The organism is Frigoribacterium sp. CG_9.8 (genome assembly GCF_015751965.1).
Classification (GTDB): domain Bacteria; phylum Actinomycetota; class Actinomycetes; order Actinomycetales; family Microbacteriaceae; genus Lacisediminihabitans.
Genome location: NZ_JADOVH010000001.1, coordinates 536040 through 558676 on the forward strand (window position 1 = coordinate 536040; position 22637 = coordinate 558676).

The 22637-nt window shown below is 64.1% G+C and carries 22 protein-coding genes, 1 tRNA gene and 1 pseudogene; 12 read left to right on the forward strand and 12 right to left on the reverse strand.

The annotated features are described in order from the left end of the window. Positions 1-39: 39 nt before the first annotated feature. Positions 40-3447 (reverse strand): bifunctional proline dehydrogenase/L-glutamate gamma-semialdehyde dehydrogenase, encoded by a 3408-nt coding sequence (locus tag IWX88_RS02715; protein WP_370568141.1) that lies wholly within the window; start codon positions 3445-3447, stop codon positions 40-42. Positions 3448-3556: 109 nt separating this feature from the next. On the opposite strand from IWX88_RS02715, the gene IWX88_RS02720 reads away from it, so the two are divergent. After that, a complete protein-coding gene (locus tag IWX88_RS02720; protein WP_231368836.1) occupies positions 3557-4459 on the forward strand; it encodes a LysR family transcriptional regulator in 903 nt (300 codons plus the stop codon). Positions 4460-4492: 33 nt separating this feature from the next. Further along, a pseudogene (locus IWX88_RS14165) lies at positions 4493-4558 on the forward strand (PT domain-containing protein); the annotation flags it as partial. A gap of 20 nt (positions 4559-4578) precedes the next feature. Here IWX88_RS14165 and IWX88_RS02725 read toward each other — a convergent pair. The 4 genes from IWX88_RS02725 to IWX88_RS02740 all read right to left on the reverse strand — a co-directional run bounded on the left by IWX88_RS02725 (position 4579) and on the right by IWX88_RS02740 (position 10982). Further along, a complete protein-coding gene (locus tag IWX88_RS02725) occupies positions 4579-6204 on the reverse strand; it encodes a GMC family oxidoreductase (protein ID WP_196826898.1) in 1626 nt (541 codons plus the stop codon). Further along, on the reverse strand, positions 6201-7790 hold the full coding sequence (locus IWX88_RS02730; RefSeq protein WP_196826900.1) for an AMP-binding protein: 1590 nt from the start codon (positions 7788-7790) through the stop codon (positions 6201-6203). Before IWX88_RS02730 ends, IWX88_RS02725 begins: the two co-directional genes overlap by 4 nt. A 61-nt stretch (positions 7791-7851) precedes the next feature. Then, positions 7852-9642, reverse strand: coding sequence for an aldehyde dehydrogenase family protein (locus IWX88_RS02735; RefSeq protein ID WP_196826902.1), 1791 nt, complete (start codon positions 9640-9642; stop codon positions 7852-7854). A 170-nt stretch (positions 9643-9812) separates the two neighbouring features. Continuing rightward, entirely contained in the window at positions 9813-10982 is a 1170-nt protein-coding gene (locus IWX88_RS02740) for a thiolase family protein (RefSeq protein WP_196826904.1), read from the reverse strand. 297 nt (positions 10983-11279) lie between these two features. Here IWX88_RS02740 and IWX88_RS02745 point away from each other — a divergent pair, with 297 nt between their 5' ends. The 3 genes from IWX88_RS02745 (at position 11280) to epsC (ending at position 14071) form a co-directional block, all read left to right on the forward strand. Continuing rightward, positions 11280-12323, forward strand: coding sequence for a hypothetical protein (locus tag IWX88_RS02745; protein ID WP_196826906.1), 1044 nt, complete (start codon positions 11280-11282; stop codon positions 12321-12323). A gap of 241 nt (positions 12324-12564) precedes the next feature. Continuing rightward, on the forward strand, positions 12565-13503 hold the full coding sequence (gene cysK, locus IWX88_RS02750; RefSeq protein ID WP_196826908.1) for a cysteine synthase A: 939 nt from the start codon (positions 12565-12567) through the stop codon (positions 13501-13503). 4 nt (positions 13504-13507) lie between these two features. After that, positions 13508-14071 carry a serine O-acetyltransferase EpsC gene (gene epsC, locus IWX88_RS02755; RefSeq protein ID WP_196826910.1) on the forward strand — a complete coding sequence of 188 codons (564 nt, stop codon included), beginning with the start codon at positions 13508-13510 and terminating at the stop codon, positions 14069-14071. 39 nt (positions 14072-14110) lie between these two features. On the opposite strand, the gene IWX88_RS02760 is transcribed toward epsC, so the two are convergent. Continuing rightward, the gene (locus IWX88_RS02760; RefSeq protein ID WP_196826912.1) at positions 14111-14749 is read right to left on the reverse strand and encodes an MBL fold metallo-hydrolase; all 639 of its coding nucleotides are present in this window, start codon (positions 14747-14749) and stop codon (positions 14111-14113) included. Between the two features lie 106 nt (positions 14750-14855). Here IWX88_RS02760 and IWX88_RS02765 point away from each other — a divergent pair, with 106 nt between their 5' ends. The 5 genes from IWX88_RS02765 (at position 14856) to IWX88_RS02785 (ending at position 17368) form a co-directional block, all read left to right on the forward strand. Beyond that, complete coding sequence (locus IWX88_RS02765; protein WP_196826914.1) at positions 14856-15758, forward strand: diacylglycerol kinase family protein; 903 nt, start codon at positions 14856-14858, stop codon at positions 15756-15758. Positions 15759-15826: 68 nt separating this feature from the next. Then, positions 15827-15902: transfer RNA gene (locus IWX88_RS02770), tRNA-Glu, on the forward strand. A gap of 182 nt (positions 15903-16084) precedes the next feature. Beyond that, positions 16085-16693 (forward strand): phosphotransferase, encoded by a 609-nt coding sequence (locus tag IWX88_RS02775; protein ID WP_196826916.1) that lies wholly within the window; start codon positions 16085-16087, stop codon positions 16691-16693. Between the two features lie 91 nt (positions 16694-16784). Continuing rightward, complete coding sequence (locus IWX88_RS02780; RefSeq protein WP_196826918.1) at positions 16785-17030, forward strand: ribbon-helix-helix protein, CopG family; 246 nt, start codon at positions 16785-16787, stop codon at positions 17028-17030. Then, positions 17024-17368, forward strand: coding sequence for a type II toxin-antitoxin system PemK/MazF family toxin (locus IWX88_RS02785; RefSeq protein WP_196826920.1), 345 nt, complete (start codon positions 17024-17026; stop codon positions 17366-17368). The genes IWX88_RS02780 and IWX88_RS02785 overlap by 7 nt, the downstream gene beginning before the upstream one ends. A gap of 243 nt (positions 17369-17611) precedes the next feature. Here IWX88_RS02785 and IWX88_RS02790 read toward each other — a convergent pair whose 3' ends face one another. The 4 genes from IWX88_RS02790 to IWX88_RS02805 all read right to left on the reverse strand — a co-directional run bounded on the left by IWX88_RS02790 (position 17612) and on the right by IWX88_RS02805 (position 18979). After that, a complete protein-coding gene (locus tag IWX88_RS02790; protein ID WP_196826922.1) occupies positions 17612-17908 on the reverse strand; it encodes a HigA family addiction module antitoxin in 297 nt (98 codons plus the stop codon). Between the two features lie 19 nt (positions 17909-17927). After that, positions 17928-18209 carry a type II toxin-antitoxin system RelE/ParE family toxin gene (locus tag IWX88_RS02795; RefSeq protein WP_196826924.1) on the reverse strand — a complete coding sequence of 94 codons (282 nt, stop codon included), beginning with the start codon at positions 18207-18209 and terminating at the stop codon, positions 17928-17930. Between the two features lie 109 nt (positions 18210-18318). Beyond that, positions 18319-18804 carry a DNA alkylation repair protein gene (locus IWX88_RS02800; protein WP_196826926.1) on the reverse strand — a complete coding sequence of 162 codons (486 nt, stop codon included), beginning with the start codon at positions 18802-18804 and terminating at the stop codon, positions 18319-18321. A 4-nt stretch (positions 18805-18808) separates the two neighbouring features. Next, positions 18809-18979 carry a VOC family protein gene (locus IWX88_RS02805; RefSeq protein ID WP_196826928.1) on the reverse strand — a complete coding sequence of 57 codons (171 nt, stop codon included), beginning with the start codon at positions 18977-18979 and terminating at the stop codon, positions 18809-18811. 190 nt (positions 18980-19169) lie between these two features. Between IWX88_RS02805 and IWX88_RS13735 the strand changes: the two genes are divergently transcribed. Together IWX88_RS13735 and IWX88_RS13740 are read left to right on the forward strand one after the other, a co-directional pair. Continuing rightward, positions 19170-19907 (forward strand): hypothetical protein, encoded by a 738-nt coding sequence (locus IWX88_RS13735; RefSeq protein ID WP_231368737.1) that lies wholly within the window; start codon positions 19170-19172, stop codon positions 19905-19907. A 3-nt stretch (positions 19908-19910) separates the two neighbouring features. Continuing rightward, positions 19911-20489, forward strand: a complete 579-nt coding sequence (locus tag IWX88_RS13740; protein WP_231368738.1) for a hypothetical protein — start codon at positions 19911-19913, stop codon at positions 20487-20489. Positions 20490-20559: 70 nt separating this feature from the next. On the opposite strand, the gene IWX88_RS02815 is transcribed toward IWX88_RS13740, so the two are convergent. Then, a complete protein-coding gene (locus IWX88_RS02815) occupies positions 20560-21846 on the reverse strand; it encodes an ATP-binding protein (RefSeq protein ID WP_196826930.1) in 1287 nt (428 codons plus the stop codon). A gap of 102 nt (positions 21847-21948) precedes the next feature. Next, positions 21949-22578, reverse strand: a complete 630-nt coding sequence (locus tag IWX88_RS02820; protein WP_196826933.1) for a hypothetical protein — start codon at positions 22576-22578, stop codon at positions 21949-21951. Positions 22579-22637: the final 59 nt, after the last annotated feature.

Consider the following 22637-nt stretch of genomic DNA (forward strand, 5'->3'; position numbering starts at 1 on the left):
GCTTCGACCACGGTCCACGCGCAGTCCAGCGGGTTCGGATCAGATGAGGTCGTCCGTGAGATGGTTTGGAGTGCCGAAACGGTGTGCCGTGATGCTCACCGCCTGCTCGCGCAGGAACGGGAGCAGTTCGATGCGGCCAGCCGGTGTCACCGTGCCACTGTAGATCGCGACATCCGGACGTCCGCCGACCGCTTTCGCGAGGGCGACCGGGTCTCCGCCGATGAGGCGGATCCGGGTGGGGGGCGACGCGGACATGCGGGCATGCCAGGTGGCGTCATCTTCGACCACAACCGACAACTCGCGCAGCGCGTCACTTGCGACGGCGCTGGAGATACTGAGATCGGATGCTGCGAGAAGACCCGCACCGACGACTCGAAGCAGCTCGGAGACGGCCGCGCCCTCGGAGAGCCGGATGGTCACCGGTACGGGAAGGTAGCGGAATACGTTGCGTTCGGCGGTGAGGGCAGAAACATCGTCGGCCCGACCGAAGGTGCTCTGCATCGCCGCCGCATCGCTGCCGAATGCGCCGGAGAGTGACTCATCCGCCGCACGAAGTGCCTTCACTCCGGCGTGGGTGATCGCGGTGCCAGGCGCTGAGTGGTGTGCGGGCACCCATGAGCCGAGCCCGACCAGATAGTTCGGCCCGCCTGCCTTGGTGCCAGTGCCCACCGATGACTTCTTCCAGCCACCGAACGGCTGGCGTTGCACTACGGCTCCGGTGATGCCGCGGTTGACGTAGAGGTTTCCGGCCTGCACAGTGTCGAGCCAGAGCCCGATCTCGGCGGAGTCAAGGGAATGGATGCCCGCGGTCAACCCGAAGTCGGTCGCGTTCTGCAGTGCGATGGCTTCCTCGAGCGTCGCCGCCGTCATCACGCCGAGCACCGGCCCGAAGTATTCGGTCTGGTGGAACGCCGACTCGCGACGAACTCCGGTGCGCACCCCCGGCGACCAGAGCTGTCCGTCGCGGTCGAGTTTTCTCGGGCTCAGCATCCAGGATTCGCCTTCACCGAGAGTCGTGAGGCCGGTCAGCAGTTTGCCATGGGCCGGCTCGATGAGCGGACCCATCTGGGTCGCCGCATCCGTGGGGTAGCCCACCTTCAGCGACGCGACTGCATCCCGAAGCTGGTTGCTGAACCGGGCCGAGTCGGCGACCGAACCGACCAGGATCACCAGGGACGCCGCCGAACACTTCTGTCCGGCGTGCCCGAATGCTGACGACACGACATCCTTCACGGCGAGGTCGAGATCAGCGCTCGGTGTGACGATGATTGCGTTCTTGCCGCTTGTCTCGGCGAGCAGCGGCAAATCGGCGCGGAACGAGCGAAACAACTCCGCGGTCTCGTAGCCGCCGGTAAGGATCACCCGGTCGACTGCGGGGTGGGAGATCAGGTGCGTGCCGAGGTCGCGCTCGCTCAATTGCACGAGTTGCAGAACGTCGCGCGGCACACCGCCCTCCCACAGGGCGTCCGCCAGGACGGCGCCACAGCGGGCCGAGAGCGCGGCTGGCTTGAGGATCACGGCACTTCCGGCTGCGAGCGCCGCCAGAGTAGAGCCCGCGGGAATCGCGACGGGGAAGTTCCACGGCGGGGTGACGACAGTGAGTTTCGAGGGCACAAAGGACGCGCCGTCGACAGTCTCGAGGCTACGAGCGAGTTCGGCGTAGTAGTGCGCGAAGTCGATTGCCTCGCTCACCTCCGTATCACCCTGGTCGATGGTCTTTCCGGCTTCGCTCGCCATCACCTCGAGCAGTTCGGCGCGGTGAGCACTCAGCGCCTCACCGGCGCGATGCAGGATCGCGGCGCGCTCCGCTGCCGGCCGCGCACCCCAACTCGCACCGGCGGCGGTTGCCGCCGCAATCGTACGGTCGAGGGAGTTCGAATCGGAGATCACCGAGGATGCCACCGCTGCGACACCGAGAGTCGACCCCGCGACGCGGCCGATGATGTTCGCGCTCCAGGCGCGGTTGGCCGGGAGTGAGGGGTCGGTATCGACGGTGTTCACGAACCGGTTGGTCGGTGCCAGGTCGGCGTCAGAACAATCCCGGTTGCGGTCCTGGGTGCGGCGGGGCAGCGGGATGCCGCGGTCGAGGTTCGCGAGCGAGGCGAGGAATCGCGCCTTCTCCCGCTCGAACAGCGCCTCGTTGGTGGAGAGCTCGAAGACCGCAGACATGAAGTTGTCCTGGCTCGCACCCTCCTCCAGGCGGCGGATCAGGTAGGCGATCGCGACGTCGAATTCCTTCGGGTGCACCACCGGTGTGTAGAGCAGCAGGCCGCCGACATCCTTCTTCACCGCTTCCGCCTGGCCGGTCGCCATGCCGAGCAGCATTTCGAACTCGATGCCGTGTTGCACGCCGCGCGTGCCGGCGAGGAGCCAGGCGTAGGCGACATCGAAGAGGTTGTGACCTGCGACACCGAGGTGAACCGCATCGATGCGATCCGGCCGCAGGGCATAGTCGAGAATGCGCTTGTAGTTGGTATCGGTGTCTTGCTTGGTCGACCAGGTGGCAAGGGGCCAGCCGCGCACGGACGACTCGACCTGCTCCATCGGCAAATTGGCACCCTTCACGAGACGCACCTTGATGCGGGAGCCACCGGCGGCGCGGCGAGCGGTGGCCCAGTCGGTCAGGGTCACCATTGCCGACATCGCATCGGGCAGGTAGGCCTGCAGCACAATGCCGGCCTCGAGTTTCGCGAAGCGCGGTTGATCGAGAATTCGGGTAAAGACGGCGACGGTGAGGTCGAGATCTTTGTACTCCTCCATATCGAGGTTGATGAACTTGGGTGGCGTCGAGGTGGCCGCGCGCTCAAACAGCGGTGCGAGGCTCGCGACGACGTGCTCGACATCCGCTTCGAACGCCCATGGTGAGTGCGGAGCGACGGTCGACGACACCTTGATCGACACGTAGTCGACGTCGTCCCGTGCGAGCAGTTCGTGGGTGCCTTCGAGGCGACGGGCAGCTTCCCGCTCGCCGAGTACCGCTTCGCCGAGCAGGTTGACGTTGAGCTTTGCACCGTGAGATCGAAGGGAGCCGATTGCGGTGCCGAATCGTTTCGGTGTGGCATCCACGATGAGATGTCCGACCATGCCGCGCAATACCCGGCGGGCGATCGGCACAACGATGCCGGGCAGCAGCGGGGCGAACACGCCGCCGAGACGCACGGCTGCTCGCAGGTAGCCCGGCAGGAATGCGGGCACGCGCGGCGCGAGCCCGGCTAGGTTGCGGGCCGCGACAGTCAGATCTTCCGGGCGGATGACACCGTCGACGAAGCCGACCGTGAAGTCGAGCCCTTTGGGGTCTTTCAGCACTCCGGCGAGGCGCTGGGCGGAGGCATTCACCGGTGCCTTGGCACCCTCCTCGAGCCAATGGCGCACGAGAGCGACGGTGCGCTCGGCCAGCTCGGGGGAGAGGGCGTCATCGAGAGACGTCGTGGTTGCGGTGTCAGACACGGGAATCCTTTCGCGGCATTCTGCTCTTAGTATCGATGGCCCATCCGGTTAGGTAAAGCGACTGTTACTGATGAGTATCATTAAGCAGAACTTATTGATGGGGGACCCGATGCTCGATGTGCGGCGGCTCCGTCTGCTGAGCGAACTCCACATTCGTGGCACCCTCGCGGGTGTGGCTGAGGCGCTGAATTTCAGCCCCTCTGCGGTGTCCCAGCAGCTCAGCCAACTCGAGAAGGATGTCGGTGTCGAGCTGCTGAGAACGTCGGGTCGTCGGGTCGTGCTCACGCCACAGGCTGAGATCCTCGTCAGTCACACCGTGGAGGTGCTGCGTACTCTCGAGCGCGCCGAAGCCGAACTCGCCTCCTCGCTCACGACGATCACCGGTACGGTTCGACTGGCGGTGTTCCAGTCAGCAGCCCTCGCCCTGATGCCCGACGCGCTCTCGATCATGGAGAGCGAATACCCCGAGGTGCGGGTGGAGATGGTGCAACGCGAGCCGGAGACCGCGCTGCGGGAGACCTGGGCGCGTGACTTTGACCTCGTGATTGCCGAGCAGTATCCGGGGCACGCAGCCCCGCGCCATCCAGAGCTGGATCGGCGCACGCTCACGACCGACACGATCCGTCTTGCAACGCCACCGGTCGGCCACGGGCGCGCGCATCCCGCCGCTATCTCAGAGGCATCAGATGCCGCGTGGGTGATGGAACCGCGCGGCACCGCCTCCCGGCACTGGGCCGAGCAGGCCTGCCGCCGCGCCGGGTTCGAGCCCGACGTGCGATTCGAGACGGCGGATCTCCAGTCCCATATCCGTCTCGTCGAATCGGGCAACGCCGTCGCACTGCTGCCCGACCTGGTTTGGATCGGGCGGGGCACCACGGCGCGCCTGGTGCTGCTGCCGGAGCATCCGCAGCGCACGATCTTCACCTCGGTGCGCGAGGCGTCGAGCACCAGGCCGGCGATCGTCGCCGTGCGCGAGGTTCTCGATCGCGCGGTGCGACTTGTCGCTGCCTAACCGACTGCCCAACCGACTGCCTAGCCGACTGAGCAGCCGACTGAGCAGCCGACTGCCCAACCGACTGCCCAACCGACTGCCCAGCCGACTGCCCAATGATCGGCGAACCGCGTGCCGATTCAGCCGACAGATGCAGCGGCAGGCGCTCCCAGTTGTGCTGACTGCAATAACAGGTCCGCGGCTTTCTCGCCGATCACCATCGACGGCGCCTGGGTGTGCCCGCGAATGATGTCGGGCATCACCGACGCGTCGGCCACTCGAAGGCCAAGCACTCCGCGCACCCGCAGCTGCTCGTCGACGACGGATGCCGCATCCGTGCCCATGCGGGCGGTGCCAACGGGGTGGTAGATCGTGTGGGCTGCCGTCTCGAGGGCAACGGCGTCTCGCTCGACCCGTCCGAGCGAGTCGGCGCCCTCCGGAGCGAGAAAGTGCGGCCCCGTCGTTGCCTGCAGCGCCGGGGCCTGGAGGATGTCCTCGCAGATACCGAGCCCCGCCATCAGCCGGGCGCGGTCGCTACCACCGGAATCGCTCAGGTAGCGGGGATCGATGACGGGTGCCGCGAGCGGATCGGCTGACGCGAGTGTGACCGTTCCGGTGCTCTCGGGCTTCAGCAGGATGGCACCAATCGTGATCCCGTGAGCCGGTGCGGGAACGAGGCCCTCCCCGATGAACGCGACCGGCGCGAAGATGATCTCGATGTCGGGCAGTTCCAGCGACGGATCCGAGCGCACAAAACCATAGGCTTCCGCAACATTCGAGGTGAGCATTCCGCGTCCGCGGGCCAGGAACTTCACTAGCTCGGGTACCTTTTTCGCAGTGAAAAGCGTGTCGCCTGGGGTCTCGACGATGAGTCCGGACAGCAGGTGATCGCGCATGTTTTCGCCCACCTCGGGCGAATCAACGAGCACCGGGATGCCGTGCCTCTCCAGTTGTGCCCTCGGGCCGATGCCCGACAGCATCAGGAGCTGCGGGGTATTCACGGCCCCGCCGCACAGCACGACCTCCCGCCGCGCCGTCGCCTGTGTCGTCACCCCGTCGAGCACGTATTCCACACCGGTGGCGCGGCTGCCGTCGAACAGCACCCGGGTAGCCTGGGCGTTCGTTCGCACGGTGAGATTGGCGCGTGTTTTCGCGGGTACGAGGTAGCCGTCGGCGCTGGAGAATCGCTTGCCTTTCTTCTGGCTCACCATGGTCTGGCTGAATCCGTCGGGCAGGGCGGTGTTCGGCGCGACGACCGAGTAGCCAGCCTGCACCACCGCTTTCAGAAAGGTCGCGGTGTGCGATCGCGGACTGCGCTGGTGCTCGATGCTGATGGCACCTCCGGAGCCCTGATCCGGATCGGTGTTGCCCTCCACTCGCTCCACGCTGCGAAAGTACGGAAGCAGTGCTGAATACGACCAGGTCGGCCCTGCTGTCTTTGCCCAGTGGTCATAGTCGGCCGCAAAACCGCGCACCCACATCATGGCGTTGATCGACGATGACCCGCCGAGCATCTTGCCCCTCGGCCAGTAGATCGTGCGATCGGCAAGTTGTGGCTGCGGCGTTGTGTCGTAGTTCCAGTCCAGTTCTGAGCGGAACAGCGCCGAGAAGGCGGCTGGGATGTGCACCTCGGCCTTCTTATCAACGGCACCGGCCTCGAGAAGCAGCACCGTGTGGGAGCCGTCTTCGGTGAGCTTGGCCGCCAGTGCTGCTCCGGATGCCCCGGCCCCGACCACGACGTAGTCGAAAGGGTCTCTCATGGTCATGCCGGTACCTCCAGGCTCCGGAGGTCTTTGCGCAGTATCTTGCCCGAGGACGACTTGGGGATGGTGTCGATGAATGCCACCTGGCGAACCTTCTTGTGCGGTGCCACATGTTCGGCCACGAACGACATGACCTCCTCCGCTGTGATCTCGGCTCCCGACTGCACCACGACGAACGCCTTCGGCACCTCCTCGCCGTCGGCATCGTGGGCGCCGACCACCGCGGCATCCGCAATGCTCGAATGCGTAAGAAGCAGGGCTTCGAGTTCGGCCGGAGCCACCTGGTAGCCCTTGTATTTGATGAGCTCTTTCAGGCGATCAACGATTGACACCATGCCATCCGAACTCACCGTGGCGATATCGCCGGTGTGCAGGAACCCCTCCTCATCGATGGTGGCCCGAGTGGCCTCATCGTTGTTGAGATAGCCGCGCATGATGTTCGGGCCGCGACAGAGTAGTTCGCCGGGCGCGCTGGTGCCCTCGGCCGGCATCTCGATATCCTCGCCGGTCGCGGTGTCGATGAGCCTGCACTCGATGTTGGGCAGGGTGATGCCGACCGATCCGAGTGGGATGTCATCGCGGTTCGCCGGAATGCTATGCGACACCGGGCTCATCTCACTCATACCGAAGCCCTGGCGCACTCGGCATCCGATGCGATCGGCGACGGCTCGGCCGAGCGTGCCGTCGAACGGTGCTGCGCCGGAGACGATGAACTCCATGCTCGACAGGTCGTACGAGTCGATGAGCGGATGCTTCGCCAGCGCGACCGCGATCGGGGGAGCGATGAACGCCCAGTTGATCCGGAAGTCCTGGATGATGCGCAAAAATTCTGCCAGGTCGAACCGTGGCATCGTCACCAGTCGCGCTCGAGTGCGGAACGCCATATTCAGCAGCACGGTCATGCCGTAGATGTGGAAGAACGGCAGCACCGCGAGTACGCGGGAATCGGCATCCGCTCCGAGCAGCGGCAGGGACTGCGCAACATTCGCCACCAGGTTGCGGTGGGTGAGGATCACGCCTTTCGGACGGCCGGTCGTGCCAGAGGAGTAAGGCAGCACCGCGACGTGCTCGGCGGGATCGAATCGCACGTCCGGTGCGAGGTGGTTCTCGGCGAGCAAATCGCGAAGGGACAGATGGCCTTCGGCACCGTCGAGCACGACTATCCGGTCATCCGCTATCCCGGCCCGGGTTGCCGCATCTTTCGCCGCGCCGAGCAGAGGCGACACTGTGAAGAGAAAGATCGCTTGTGAATCGATGAGCTGGGTACTGATCTCCTCCCCGGTGTACAGCCCATTCACCGTCGTCGCGGTGGCCCCCGACCGCAGGATGCCGTGGAAGACCGGCGCGAACGCCGGCACGTTGGGTGAATGCAGCGCCACGACATCCCCCAGCCCGATGCCGCGGGCCGCGAGTGCGCCCGCTACGAGGTTGGTCTGCCCGATCAGCTGGCCGTACGTGGTCTCGGCACCGGATGCGCCATCCACGATCGCAATGCGGTCGAGATCACCTGCATCGATGTCGCCGAACAGGAAGTCATAGACGCTGAGGTCGGGGATTTCGACATCGGGCAGGGGTCCTCTAAAAACCACGTGAATCTCCTTTGATTGTGTGGTGAATGGTGCAGATACCGGTGCAAGAAACCGACCGGGGTCAGGCGCGGAACGCGGAGATGAAGATCGCAGGCATCTTGAACCACGAGGGAGCCGCGGCGAATTCTGCGAGCAACCGACCCGTTTTCTTGGCGCTGCGGGCGGTCACGAACCACGGTGGTTTCGGGAACAGCGCAAACTCACCGTGCAGCGCCGACCGGGGGAAGGGGCGGAATGGGCCGCGTGCGATGGTCTTCTCGGTGTCGGCCAAAAGCAGTGAATTGTGCACGACCCCGATGCCACTTTGCACATGATCGAGAGTGTGCCCGGGGAAGGCACCCCAGGGAGCGCCCGGTGTGAGAAAACCGAGGGCGGTCCAGGTGTTGACGGCGATGGTGCCGTAGTCGAGCCGTGCCAGGGCATTCTCGAATCCGGTGCCGAGCTGCGTGATCGTGCTCGGCAGGCCGAGGATGTTGGCACCGAGTGTGCCGACGAAGTCGCGGTTCACTGTCTCGACGGCCGTGTCGAGGAACGCCTGGCCGGTGCCCGGCAACTCGATCACGCCAAGCACGGGGGAGAAGTACTCGGTGGTCAGCAGCGTAGCCGCGTCGTCGTCGGCATGGATGTCGACGAGTAGCCGGCCGCCGCTCGCTCCGAATTTTTCGGCACCGGGGTAGGAGGAGCGAGCCTGACCGACCCTCTCGTCGCTGCCCGGATACCACGGAGCGCGGTCGGGGGTGCGGGCGAGGGCACTGCGCAGCTCGGCGAGGAAAGCCTCGCGCTGTGGCCACTGCGCACTGAGAACCACGATCTGGCCGGCGATGCAGTTGTAACCGCCGTTGTGCAGGCGCTGCGTGACGACATGCTCGGCTTGGTACCTCAGGTCGGCCTTCGACCACGCTCCCGGGAGCACGATGATTGGAGCGACGCCACCGAGTTCGCTGGTGATTGGCTTCGTGAGCAGCGGAGTACCAGCGGCCTTGCGAGAGGCGGCACCTGCGCCGGTACCCCAGACGATCACGTCATGGGTGACCGCGCTGCCGGTGATATGCACGTGGGAGATGCCGGGATGGTTGACGAGATAGCCGCCGACGTCCCCGGCGCCGGTCACGATGCGCAGCAGGCCGAGGTCGATGAGCGGCTTGAACGCGGCGGTGTATGGCGCGAGCATCCGGTTCATCACCGGATTGAGTTTGAGCAGTGCCACCCGGTTGTGCGCGACGAGTTCGTACAGGACATCGAGCGGGGGGATGGAGGTGATGTTACCGGCGCCGAGTACGAGCCCGACTCCATCGGTTTCGGTCGGAGTGCGGGCACCGAGACCAGCGGATGCCCGAACGGTGCTCTCGGTCGTGCCCGGCTTCATCCACACCTCGGCGCTGAAGCCGTGCAGCAGGAGCGCTTCGTAGGGGTTTGCGGGCAGCACCGGCACACTCACGCGGCCTCCGGGAGCACTGCCGAGCTTCGTGTCTGCAAGGGGGCTTTTTCCCGAGGCGATGGCGCCGAGGGTGTGCTGGAGCGCGAGGAGGGAAGACAGTACGACGTACGGACCGGAGATCCACTCCTCTCCGACATAGGCGGAGTCTGGATCAAGGTTCTTGGCGCGTACGGCGGCGTCCACCCACTCATCGGCGGTGGCGGCAACGGCGGCGTGCACCGATCCAAGAAGTGTGATGCGGGCCGGGATCGTCATCTTCGCCCAGCGTGACTCACCCGCAGAAAGCGACGCGATCGCCGCATCGAGATCGGCGCGAATCGCGACGTCTAGCGATGCTCGGCTTGCAGTGACATCGCTCGGAACGATGTCGGCTGGAACGGCCGCGACGGGCACGGTCGGGTCTGTGGTGGTCATCAATCTCCTGTGATCGCTGCCGTGCTGGTCACCGGCGCCGCCGAAACGACCACGCCTGTCCAATGGCTTTCAGTATCGCCCACCGCGGTGCCGAAGGCGATAGGCGAAAGCCGACTGTTCGCTGAATTATATGCAGCACTTCGCGCGGTGCGGCCCGGTGGCCTTCGGGGTTAAAGGCGCTCGATGATTGTGGCGTTCGCCATGCCACCGCCCTCGCACATCACCTGCAGGCCGTAGCGCCCACCGGTGGCTTCGAGGTGGTTGACCATCGTGGCTAATAGGCGTGCGCCGGATGCCCCGAGCGCGTGCCCGAGGGCGATGGCGCCACCGCGCGGGTTGAGCTTGGCGGCATCCGCTCCGGTCTCGGCAAGCCAGGCCAGCGGCACCGGCGCGAAGGCCTCGTTCACTTCGAAGGCGTCGATGTCATCGATCGTGAGTCCGGCCTTCGCGAGCACCTTCGCCGTGGCCGGGATGACACCGGTGAGCATGAAAAGGGGGTCGCTGCCGGTCACGGCGAAGCTGTGGAATCGCGCACGGGGCTTGAGCCCGAGTTCGGCGGCCTTCGACTCGCTCATGATCAGGGTTGCGGCTGCTGCATCGGTCAGCGGCGAGGAGTTACCCGGGGTGATCTGCCATCCGATCTCCGGAAAACGCTCGGCGAATCGCTCGGTGTAGAAGGCTGGCTTGAGTGTGGACAGTCCTTCGCCGGTCGTGGTCGCGCGCACCGTCTCGTCTGTGGATACATCCCCGATGGGGATGATTTCGTTGGCGAAGAGACCCGCAGCGGTCGCCTCGGCGGCGAGCTGGTGCGAACGGGCCGAGAAGTCGTCCAGCTGCGCGCGTGAAAAGCCCCACTTGGCTGTGATGAGCTCTGCCGAGATTCCCTGGCCGACGAGTCCGTCGGGATAGCGCGCGGCCACTTGCTCGCCGTAGATGTCTTCGCCCATGATCGAGTAGCCGATCGGGTTGCTGCTCATCGACTCCACTCCGCAGGCGATGGCGATGTCGTAATTGCCGGTCATGATGCCTTGGGCTGCGAAGACGGCTGCCTGCTGGCTCGACCCGCACTGGCGGTCGATTGTCACGGCGGGTACATGGTCGGGGAAGCCGGCGCCGAGCACGGCGTTGCGTGTGACGTTGTAGGTCTGCTTGCCGGCCTGCCCGACGCATCCGCCAATGACGTCGTCGACGATTGCCGGGTCTACACCGTTGCGCTCAACGAGGGCGCGCAGGGTAGTGGCGAGAAGATCGACCGGATGCACTCCACTGAGCGAGCCGCCCGGCTTGCCACGACCCGACGGGGTGCGGATGACATCGACGATCACTGCGGAGCTGTTCATGGTGGACTTCCTTGTCTAGAGTCCTTCCAGCTTAGGCACGTGTGGGTGCGTGGGTCGGTGTGGATGCGTGGGTGCTCAGCGGCCGGACCGTGCGCCCGTTTGTCAGCCATGCGTCAATTCGTTCGACCGCATGGCTGATAAGAAGGCGCATGGTCCCCGTATCGTCTCCTCATCGTGCTCGGATGGCACAGCAGCTGACGGCGCATCTGCTCCCTCACCATCCGTGATTGGCTGCCCGGGTGCACAGAAGAGCGTCGCGGAGTCCGCCAGCAGCGCCGAGTACGGCACTGTCAGCGGATGCAACCAACCGTTTCCCACCTGATGAATCCCTTCCACCTGATGGATCACATCTACCTGACTCGGCAACTGACCACTCCGGGAGAGCGATACTCATTCTTTGCATCGGTGTCGCGAGGCGAATTGATCGCCATGTTCAGAGGTGTCTACATTCGGGCACCGCTCTGGAATGCCATGAGTTTGGACCAGAGATATCGGGCCCGCGTGACGGCCGCGTCGCTTGTCGTCCCGCCCGACACCGTGTTCTCGCACTACTCCGCCGCTGCACTGTGGCGCCTACCCCTCGTTGGCCACTGGCCGGTCAAAGTGCACGCCCTGGTGCCGCGCGCTGCTGGTGGCCGCTCGACGAGCATGCTTGAGCGACACACGCTCGGACTCCCTCGCGAATCAGCCGTGATTGATCAGCTCGCTGTTACGACGCTCGCACGCACCGTGGCGGATTTGGCGGCGTGCACTCCTTTCGCGACTGGCGTCGCCGTGGCAGATGCCGCACTGCGCAGAACTGTGAATCCTCTGGTGTCAGCGCGTGCTCTGGCGTCAGTGCCTGCTCTGGTGTCAGCGCATGCTTTGGCGTCAGTGCCTGCTTTGGCGTCAGTGCCTCCGACATCGGTAGTCCGAGACGATCTGCTTCGTCAAGTCGATGAGATGGCGTTAACACACGGCGGTGCGAAGGCTAGGCGAACGATCGAGTTCGCCGATGCGAGGGCTGATCGGCCGGGTGAGTCGGTGAGTCGCGCAAACATGGCATGTTCCGGAATCTCGATGCCGCAATTGCAGGTTGCCCTGGCCGGGGCGAGTGGTCGGGTGTACATCGTCGACTTCTGGTGGCCGGAATTCAACATGATTGGCGAGTTCGACGGCAACGTGAAGTACACCGACCCGGAATTCTTGCGCGGGCGGACCCCAGAGCAGGTGGTGATCGATGAAAAGCGCCGCGAGGATGATCTTCGGTCCGCGGGCCATGGAATGACCCGGTGGCACTGGCAGATCGCCAATTCACCGAATCGGCTGCGGGCGCATCTCATTGCGGCGGGCATCCGCTAGTCATCTACTGGGTGTCGATTCATAGACCCCGCGGCGATTCGTCAGCACTGCGCCCCCTCATTCGACCGCAAGGCTAACGAATAGGCGCATGGTGCCGCGCGGTGAGTACCCGGCTGCACGCGACATAATCGGGAAGGATTCCATGTCGCTAACGTTGAATCTGTTGTAACCCACACCTATCGACGTGCAGGCAACTGCCGATCCGAAAAAACGTCTGGCACAGAAAAGGAAGCCCACTCCCATGCCGCAACGCATCTACAACGACATCACCGAGATCTACGGAAACACCCCGCTGGTGCGACTCAACAGGGTCGCGGAGGGTCTCGGCGCAACGGTGCTCGCGAAGCTGGAGTTCTACAATCCCTCCTCGACAGTGAAGGACCGCCTCGCGGTGGCCATCGTCGATGCGGCAGAGGCCTCTGGCGAGCTGATGCCCGGCGGCACGATTGTGGAGAGCACCAGTGGCAACACGGGTATTGCACTCGCAATGGTTGGCGCGGCTCGCGGCTACCGGGTGATCCTCACGATGCCGGACTCCATGAGCACTGAGCGCCGGATCGTCCTGCGTGCGTACGGCGCCGAACTCGTTCTCACCCCGGGGCCCGGTGGAATGCAAGCTGCGGTTGATCGCGCAGCTGAAATCGTGGCGAGCACCCCCGGTGCCGTGTATGCCAAGCAATTTGCCAACGCCGCGAACCCGGCCATCCACCGCGCCACCACCGGACCTGAGATCTGGAATGACACCGAGGGTGCCGTGGATATCTTCGTCGCGGGCATCGGCACGGGGGGCACGATCACCGGAACGGGCAGCTACCTCAAGGAGCAGAAGCCCGGCCTCGTTGTGGTCGGTGTCGAGCCGGCTGAGTCACCGATCCTCAACGGTGGAGCACCTGGCCCGCACAAGATCCAGGGCATCGGGGCAAACTTCGTGCCGGATGTTCTCGATCGCGAGGTGTACGACGAGATCATCGATATCAACATCACCCAGTCTGTGTCGATGGCGCGCCGCCTTGCGTCAGAGGAAGGTATCCTCGCCGGCATCTCCTCCGGTGCAAGCGTTCAGGCCGCTCTCGACGTTGCTGCACGACCGGAGAACGCAGGTAAGACGATCGTCGTGATCGTTGCGAGCTTCGGCGAGCGGTACCTGTCGACGATCCTGTACGAAGATCTCGCGGGCTGACCCAATGCCTTTTCGAGGCATTCGCGAAGACATCCGGATGGCGCGGAAGAACGATCCCGCCGCTCGATCGAACGCAGAGGTGTTTCTGGCGTACTCCGGAGTCCACGCGGTGTGGGGCTATCGGGTTGCGCACCGTTTGTGGAACTGGCACTTCTTTCTCGCAGCCCGTCTCCACTCGCAACTCGTTCGCGCGCTGACCGGAGTCGAGATTCACCCGGCCGCAATCATCGGGCGTCGACTCTTCATCGACCACGGCATGGGCGTGGTGATCGGTGAGACCGCGGTGGTCGGGAACGATGTCGTGCTGTATCACGGTGTCACCCTCGGCGGCACGAGCTCGGTGCGGGAGCGCCGGCATCCGACCATCGGTGACCGTGTCACGGTTGGTGCCGGCGCCAGCGTGCTCGGCCCGGTCAGCATCGGCCACGACTCAATCGTGGGTGCGAATGCCGTCGTGGTGCGGGACGCCCCGCCCAACTCCGTGCTCACCGGAATTCCGGCACGTGTGCGGCCGCGCACCGCGTCATCCGTTGCCGAGACTTTCACCGACCCGGCGATTTACATCTGAGGCTTGTGGCTGGAGAACCGGGCCACGGGCCGAGCCGGGCTACAGTTCCAGCGTGTCTCCCGGCTCCAGTGCCACGAATTCGCCGCCGCCCTGCTCCACAGCCCATTTGAGACGCGTCGCGCCCAACCCCTTGCCAGCTGTTGACAGCACCATTTCGTGGGTGGCGAATGCGCGTCGCGGTCGCACGGCGAGCACGAAATCAATCGCCTCGCCGATCTTGAGCCATGGCGCACCGACGGGCGCAGCGAGGGTATCAACTGTGACGCCGGCCGGCACGGTAAAAGAGTCACCGGGGTAATACAGCGAGTCGTTGACCAGCACCCCCACGTTGTCCACGGTCGGGATCGAGGAGTGGATCACGGCATGCTTCTCGCCGAAGAATCGAAGTGCAAAGGGTTCAGCGTCGATCGCGTCGCCATCCTTCACCACGGTGATATCAAAGTCGGTTGCCGCAATCGCGACACCCTCTGGACCGTAGAACTGCACGCCGGGATTGATCTCGAGGATGCGGGTGAGTTGGTCTGCGGTCCAGTGGTCACCGTGCTCGTGGGTGATCACTACGGCGACGACACCGTTGAGGCCGACGAGGGCGGTGGTGAACATTCCCGGATCGATGACGAGCAGCTTGCCCGCGGATTCGAGGATGAGACAGGCATGTTCTTGCTTCGTAATGCGCATTTTTCCGACTGTACTCCGACGAGTGAGCCGCGGTAGTGTCACGAACGGTATCCGACATACTGGGCTGATGACGACACCGGTGCCGCCCTCGTGACCTCGTGATCTCGTGACCGCGTTGCATGTCGTGGTCGCTATCAATCCGTCCGCCTCATTCGGCAAGGGACGCGCAGTCGGACCGGCCGTCGTGCAGGCGCTTCGCGGTGCCGGCCATCGGGTGACGGCCCTCAGCGAGCCGACCTTTGCCGACCTGTATCGGGAAGCTGACAAAGCGATCGCCCTCAATCCGGATGCGCTCGTGGTCGTGGGAGGGGACGGCATGGTGAGCCTCGGCACCAACCTCGTCGCCGGTACTTCTCTGCCGCTGGGAATCGTGCCGTCGGGCACCGGCAACGATGTTGCCCGCGGCCTGCATATCCCGATTGGGAATACGGATGCCGCGATCGATCTGCTGCTCGCCGCGATGACCCGAGAGCCGCGGGTTATCGATGCCGCGATCATCCGTCGTGCGGGGGCACCAGATCGTTGGTATGCAGGCGTGCTTTCCGCCGGTTTCGACGCGCGCGTGAACGAGCGTGCCAACCGGTGGCGCTGGCCCCGCGGCAAGAGCCGCTACAACTTGGCCCTCCTGTGCGAACTCGCGACCCTCACGCCCACGCCCTACCGTCTCGTGCTCGACGGGGTCGAGTGGAATACAGCGGGCACCCTGGTGTCGATCGCCAACAACACCTCGTTCGGCGCGGGAATGCTGATCACCCCAGACGCACTCCTCGACGATGGGTTTCTCGATGTATTCGTGGTGCAGCCGTTATCTCGCACCGCCTTCCTTGTCATCTTCCCGCGAGTGTTTTCTGGCACGCATGTGACGGATCCGCGGGTCTCGATTCGTCGGGCAAAGCACGTAACAATTGAGGCGGATGGCGTGGTCGCCTACGCAGACGGGGAACGGGTCGGCCCGCTGCCGGTCGAGGTCGAAATCGTGCCGGGAGCCCTGCGGATCCTCGCGCCCTGACCCGTGTGGGCGCACCGTTTTGGTGCGCCTCGCCCGCGTGTGGCATACTCGGGGAGTTGTCCACTTGCGGCCCCATCGTATAGCGGCCTAGTACGCTGCCCTCTCACGGCGGTAACACCGGTTCGAATCCGGTTGGGGTCACCACTGGCCCGGATGCCAATACAGCGTTTCCGTAACGCGTATCGGAGTCCGGGCCTTTTTCGTTCAGGCCTCCGGAGCTCTCGAAAACGGCCAGTCGCAAAAATATGGCACCAGTCGAAACTTCACGCAGTCGCATACTGAAGGCATGCGGGAATTGACGTTGGTTCAGCGTCTGGGTTCCGCGGTTGGCTCACTCTTCACGCGATGAACTCATCCTTGTAACCCACTACCTCCCCGGGGAACTCGTCGAGAGGACTGACGCTGAACTGGATCCCGAGACTTATCGTCAGGCGGGATGCCGGCTGAAACAACTTCTCGTTCCCGGACCTCTCTCCGAGGACTACATCCAACGGATCGTCACAGACGCCAGGCTGTCGATTTCGCGGGCTCGCCCACTGGTGCCCGAAGTGCAGCTCTCGGGACTCGAGGCGCGGCTTGTTCCCGTCTCGATCCGCCCAGTGGCGCTTTCCTTTACTCACGGTGACTATCAGCCGCGCAACTGGCTCGTGAACGACGGTCAACTGCGAGTGATTGATTTCGGCCGCGCGGACCAGCGCCATTGGACCAGCGAGCTTGTCAGACTGGCCAACCAACAGTTCGCAGGGCGCCCGCATCTTGAATGCGCGTTCTTGGAAGGCCTCGATCGACCAATGACCGCGCAGGATTGTGAGATCTACCGTCTGGAGTGCATTCAGCAAGCTCTTGGAACGGTGGTCTGGGCGAACAGCATCAGCGATTCGGCCTTTGAAGAGCACGGGCGGAGGATGGTCCGCGCGGTGCTCACCGATGGGTGACTGCGCGCCGCCCGAATCACCACCCTGGTCAATTCGAGATGGGTCGATGACGCCGATCGAGGGAAAAGTTATACCGGGTTATACTTTGGGAATGAAGACGGCAATCTCCCTCCCCGACGAGACTTTCGATCGCGCATCTCGCCGAGCAAAGGAACTCGGGATGAGCCGCTCGGAGTTCTTCGCCCGCGCGGCGGTCAACTACCTGGATGAGCTGGACGCCAAGTCACTGACCGCGCAGATGGACGTGGCGCTCGACCTCATCGGGAAGACGGATGAATCAACTGAGCTCGCCGTCAGCGCCGGACGCCGAGTGCTCGGCGCTACCGACGAATGGTGATCTTGCAAGGCGGCATCTACTGGGCGGACCTGGGCGCATCGGATGGCAGCCGCCCGGCGAAGCGTCGCCCAGTGCTCGTCATCCAATCTGACTCGTTCAATGACAGCCGACTGGCGACGGTGCTGGCGGCCGTGGTCACTTCGAACACGGCGCTCGCGACAATGCCGGGGAACGTGTTCCTTCCGTCCGCGGTCTCTGGTCTTCCGCGCGACTCGGTCGTCAATGTCACGGCAGTCGTCATACTGAATAAGTCGGATCTCGACGAGAAGTGTGGCCAGATTTCAGATGGAATTCTTGACCGGGTGAATGACGGTCTCCGCTTAGTTTTCGAGCTCTAGCCGGGGGCATTGCTAGGTACCCAGAGGCTTTACGTGCGACTTGAGCCTGGTCTCATTGAGCGTCGCCGCCACGTCGACCAGATCGTCATCGAAATAGTCCGCGCAAGTGTGGAGTGTCATCGCGGCGGTGTGGCGTATCTCGTGGGGCGTGATCCTGTCGAGTCCGATCTCGGGAGCAGCGGGGTCGAACCAGCCCTTGCGAAAGGGGAGCAGGGGAGAAACGGGTGCAGGGCTTGGGGCAGGTCAGGCTGAGAGTAGAGGTTTGATCTGGTTGAGTTGCTCGTGATGCTTGGTGACGGCGACATCGAGGTCGTACCGGCTCTGGAGGTTCATCCAAAAGCGATCGGATGTGCCGAAAGCGCGAGATAGTCGTAGTGCGGTATCCGGGGAAATTGCGCGTTTGCCGTGGACGATCTCGTTGATGCGTCGAGCGGGCACGGAGATGGCCTGGGCGAGCCTGTACTGGGTGATACCCATCGGGGTGAGGAAATCTTCGAGAAGAATCTCTCCGGGGTGGATCGGGTCGTGTGCAGTAGTCATCCTTTCTCCTTTCTCCTCTCTAGTGGTAGTCAGTGATCTCGACGTCGGCGGGTCCGGCCGGTGTCCAGGTGAAGCAGATGCGCCACTGATCGTTGATGCGGATACTGTGCTGTCCCTTTCGGTCACTGTGGAGCGGTTCGAGGCGATTGCCGGGCGGGATTCGCAGGTCATTGAGAGTCTCGGCGGCGTCCAGCATCAACAATTTGCGGTTCGCAATTCGCTGAAGGTCGGAGCCAAACTTGCGAACACGTGATCGTTGCCAGACGAGCTCGGACTCTTTGTCCGCGAATGACTGGATCACCGGTAGAGCATAACGCATTGCGTTACTAATGTCGAGCGTCATCATGATTCGCCAGGCCGATATCTCCCGGCCACACCTGCGATTCGGGCAACAACAGACCCCTACGACTTCACTCCGGGCAACTCATCTGCAGCGCGGCCCCCCGCAGCCACGGGTTGGTGTCGGTCGCCCAGCGAGCGAGGGCTATGTTCGCGCGGGCTCGACCCGGAGCATCCAGTCCCCCGACGAGCGGGCTGATCACCTCCCTGATGAGGGGATCGGCGAGCGCGGGTGTGCGCGCGTCGCGCAGGAATCTCTCGAGGCGGGTGAGGTCGGAATTGTCGAGCAGGCGCACGTGGGTTTGCAGCAGCACGATCGCGGCCAACCGGCGCTCGAAGACGGGTGGGTGCCACAGCTCCGAGCTCAGGGCGGTGATTTCGTCGTGCCCGAGGCCGGGATACCGCTGGGCCACATTCCGGATTGTGCCGCGCACCGCGCCAACGGATGCCCCGTAGAACTGCAGGTTGGTGCCGATGCCCAACCCATCGGCACGAGCGCGCTGCCAGGTGGATTCGAGCTGGAGGGCGGCATCCACGAAGGCGCCCGCGTCACTCATTCGACTATTCCAGCGGCTGCGCGATCTCCCAGATGTGACCGCCCGGGTCTCGGAAACTCGCCGTGCGGATGCCCCACTCGCGGTCCATCGGACCGTTCAGCAGTTCGACCCTCGTCGCGGCAAGATCGTCGACGAACAGGGTGATGGCGCTGATCGATCCGGGCCACACGGCCATACGTTCTCCTCGGTTCCGTTGCTAGTCAAGTTAAGCCGACCCCGACGACAAAACCGCCCAACCGCCATAACATGAGGATATGTACTCACAGGCTGCGATAATTTCTCTCCCATCGATATCGTGGTGACAGAGCGCACCGGGCCGACCGGCCTCGTTGATTTCTCCGAAATGCTCGCCCGCGGTCAGGCGGATGCCGCGGGCCGCGATCCGCGATCCGGCCATCCTGGCGCGGGTCCGTCGTCGTCGCCTCCGCCGCCGCGTCGCTGGGCTCGTCGTTTTGCTGATGATCGTCGCGGCGGTCGGTACCTACCTGCCGGTCACCCTCCTCGCGCCGCTCGGCACGGCGGCGCTGACCTCGACCACACCGTCCGTGACTGCGCCTGGCGCGGTGGCACTCACTCTTCCGAGCACCGGGGAGTCCGCTGTGAGCGTCACCGGAGCCGAGGTGTTCGCCGGCACGGTCGGCACTAACGGCATCCTTGCCGCAAGTGGTGGCGCTGGCCCGCTGCCGATTGCGAGCATCAGCAAGCTGATCACCGCTCTCGTCGTGCTCGAGGCCAAACCACTGACGGGCACAGAGCCCGGGCCGACCCTCACCTTCAGCAAGGCCGACCACGACCTCTACGACCAGTACTACGTGCTCGGCGCCTCGGTTGTGGCGATGAAGACCGGCAGCACGCTTTCGGAGCATGACGCACTCGCCCTGATGCTGGTGGCATCCGCCTGCAATTACGCGGATGCGGTGAGCACCTGGGCGTTTGGATCTCGCGCTCGCTACCTCGGTGCAGTGAAGACCTACCTCGCCGCGCACGAACTGAGCGGAACGACCATCGAAGAACCTACGGGAATCAGCGCCAGAAACGGGAGTACACCGGCGGACCTGATCGCAATCGGAAAGCTCGCAATGGCCAATCCGGTGGTTGCATAGATCGTGGGCTCGCCACGCATCACGGTGCCCGGAGTCGGGCAGGTGTCGAACAACAACATCAGCCTCGGATCCGACGGGATAAAAGGTATCAAGACCGGCACTCTCGACACGGCCGGCTCGTGTCTGCTGTTCTCCGCCACAGTCGATGTCGGCTTGCCCCAGCCAATCACAATCATCGGGGTGATCCTGGGGGGAGACAGCCGTGAAACGGTAAACCGGGCCGCACAGAAGATGATCCAGAGCATCAAGTCCGGCTTTCATGTCGTGCAGCTCGTGGGGGCCGGCACGGCCGTCGGGCGCTACTCCACGCCCTGGAAAAACGGTGCACGCGTCGTGACCGCGAGCGGGGCAAGCGCGCTGACCTGGTCGGACGCTGCGGTCACCCCGACGATGACGATCAGGCCTCTCACGATCACGGCCGGCACGGAGGCGTCTAAAGGATCCACCGTTGGCAGCCTCGTCTTCACGGTCAATGGGGCCGCCACGACGGTACCCCTGGTACTTGATGAGACGATTTCGGGACCGGATGGATGGTGGCGACTCACCCACCCCGAGGTGTTACTGAACGCGGGACAAAACTAAAACCGCGCCTGAAATTGCACCCTAAACAGCACCCGAAATTGCAGTGCAACCGCGACCCGGGGCATTACACCTAGAGCCGCGCGAGCCGCTCGATGTCCTCAAGGAACTCCGCAGCCACCTGCGGTGACACCGTCGTGCGAGTGGAACGAATCGCCGAGATGTAGTCACTGGTGCTCGGCCCGCCCGGGGTGGTTTCGTCCGCTCCGGTGAACAGCGCCCGCTCGAGTGCCTCCTGCGACGCCCGGCGCGCGGCATACTCCACATCGGCGGGAGAGAAACCGGCGCTCGCGGCAACCAGCGCTTTGAGGTCGACAAGGCCGTTGACTGACGCCGGGATGTAACGCTCCCAGATGGCGAGTCTGGCCGCGACATCCGGCAGCCCGATCGGCACCACGTAGTCGAAGCGACCGTGACGGAGGAACGCCGAATCGAGTGCGCGGATGAAATTCGTAGCGCAGACGAGCAGTCGCCCCGGCTGCTCTCGGAAGGCGGGGATGATCTTTAGCAGCTCGTTGGTCACCCCCTGCAGCGCCGACGGCGGCTCTCCTCCGCGCTGGGCGGCGATCTCCTCTACCTCGTCGATGAACACGACCGCATGTTCGAGCTCGGAGATTTTCAGGAAAGTCTCGCGCAGGGCGCCAGCCAAGCCCTTCGGGTCGGCGGCGAGGCGAGAGGGGAAGACCTCCACGAACGGCCATTCGAGGCGCGAGGCAATCGCCTTCGCGAAGGTGGTCTTGCCGGTTCCGGGCGGACCAAACAGCACGACAGCTTTGGGCGGCACTACGCCGTACTGCTCGGCCATATCGGGTTTGGCGAGCGGCATCACGAGGCGGCGTTCGAGCAGCTCCTTTTCCCGCTGCATTCCACCGACGCTCTCCCAGAGATCGCGGGGCAGGATTCGTCCACCGAGCTCGCTGAGCGAGCGCAGCTCTTCTCGCTGCACCGGGATGTGGCGCTCGAAGTAGCGCAAATTCTGCTTGAGCTCGAAGCCGCGGTCGTGGAAGGCAACCACCCGGCTCGCGGTCTCGGGCAGCAGCGCAGACAGCTTTACCAGCCCGTGCGGTGCCATTCGGTTTTCGAGGGCGGCGAGAAGCGCAGATCCGATGCCCTGGCCCTGCCACAGATGGGTGGTGGTGAGAAACACAATCCAGCCCTGCGCATGAGCGGCGCGGCCGACAGCGGCACCGATGACCTCATCACCGTGCATCGCGACGACAGCGTGGTCTTTTTGGCAGGAGGCGAGCACTTCAGAGAGGCTGTAGATCGGCTCGGTCGACGAGGCTGTCACCTCTTCCCACAGGTGCAGGATGCCATCGAGATCGTCGGAATGAAAGTCTCTAATGCGCCAACCGGTCATTGTGCTCCCTCGCGTGCATGACGTGTGGGCATAAACCTAGGGCACGGTTCTGAGTATTGGTGCCGCACTATCGAAACCGACACGGCACCGCGCTCAGCCCGCCTACCTCGATGTCGCGGTGGTATCGAGGGAGCCAAACTCAGCGTCGCTCTCAGAGGCTGGATCGGATGCCTGCTCGGCGGATTGGGCCTCCACTGGCGCGGGTTCACCGGTCGTATTCGATGGGTATTCGAGACTCAGTTCGATGAGCATCGGGCGATCACGCGTTGCAGTAAAACCAGCACAGTCGCTCATCACGGCGCCGTTTCGGTAGACCGCCCCGCTTCGATAGGTCGCGACCGTGAGGGTGCGGTTCGAGTGGGCGCCCTGATAGAGCTTCTGAGTCGCAGCAGAATCGGCGAGCCGGAGCTCCGCGAGGGTGAACCCCTGTTTCGCTGCGATCTCCATCACCCGGTCGGGAAGAGTGACGGACCGGGGTACGGCAAAAACTGCCTTGTACCAGGGCGACGTGTTGTCCGGACCGTAGCCTGGATCACCCTGGTCGCAGGCGAGCCTCGCGCCGGAAGCGCGCAGGTCATCCGCCATCGATCGAAAACCGGTCTCGGCGAGGTTTTCGTGGAGCAGTCCGACCGAACGTGCTGCAACGAACGCAGTGCTCCCCAGCACCAGCAGCGTGACGACGCTGACGATGACGAGTTGGCTTCGACGGCGCAGTGGCATGAGGGTCATCATAGGATCTTCCTGAGGAAGAATCGTGATCACCGCGCCGCTGCCGACGCCGATATTCTGGG

Coding starts and splice junctions, on each gene's coding strand:
- IWX88_RS02725 (WP_196826898.1), bottom strand. CDS start 6,204: ATGACCATGAGAGACCCTTTCGACTACGTCGTGGTCGGGGCCGGGGCA.
- IWX88_RS02760 (WP_196826912.1), bottom strand. CDS start 14,749: ATGCGCATTACGAAGCAAGAACATGCCTGTCTCATCCTCGAATCCGCG.
- IWX88_RS13735 (WP_231368737.1), top strand. CDS start 19,170: ATGCCGCGGGCCGCGATCCGCGATCCGGCCATCCTGGCGCGGGTCCGT.
- IWX88_RS02720 (WP_231368836.1), top strand. CDS start 3,557: ATGCTCGATGTGCGGCGGCTCCGTCTGCTGAGCGAACTCCACATTCGT.
- IWX88_RS02740 (WP_196826904.1), bottom strand. CDS start 10,982: ATGAACAGCTCCGCAGTGATCGTCGATGTCATCCGCACCCCGTCGGGT.
- cysK (WP_196826908.1), top strand. CDS start 12,565: ATGCCGCAACGCATCTACAACGACATCACCGAGATCTACGGAAACACC.
- IWX88_RS02815 (WP_196826930.1), bottom strand. CDS start 21,846: ATGACCGGTTGGCGCATTAGAGACTTTCATTCCGACGATCTCGATGGC.
- IWX88_RS02745 (WP_196826906.1), top strand. CDS start 11,280: ATGCAACCAACCGTTTCCCACCTGATGAATCCCTTCCACCTGATGGAT.
- IWX88_RS02820 (WP_196826933.1), bottom strand. CDS start 22,578: ATGATGACCCTCATGCCACTGCGCCGTCGAAGCCAACTCGTCATCGTC.
- IWX88_RS02785 (WP_196826920.1), top strand. CDS start 17,024: ATGGTGATCTTGCAAGGCGGCATCTACTGGGCGGACCTGGGCGCATCG.
- IWX88_RS02780 (WP_196826918.1), top strand. CDS start 16,785: ATGAAGACGGCAATCTCCCTCCCCGACGAGACTTTCGATCGCGCATCT.
- IWX88_RS02735 (WP_196826902.1), bottom strand. CDS start 9,642: ATGACCACCACAGACCCGACCGTGCCCGTCGCGGCCGTTCCAGCCGAC.
- IWX88_RS02790 (WP_196826922.1), bottom strand. CDS start 17,908: ATGACTACTGCACACGACCCGATCCACCCCGGAGAGATTCTTCTCGAA.
- IWX88_RS02805 (WP_196826928.1), bottom strand. CDS start 18,979: ATGGCCGTGTGGCCCGGATCGATCAGCGCCATCACCCTGTTCGTCGAC.
- IWX88_RS02800 (WP_196826926.1), bottom strand. CDS start 18,804: ATGAGTGACGCGGGCGCCTTCGTGGATGCCGCCCTCCAGCTCGAATCC.
- epsC (WP_196826910.1), top strand. CDS start 13,508: ATGCCTTTTCGAGGCATTCGCGAAGACATCCGGATGGCGCGGAAGAAC.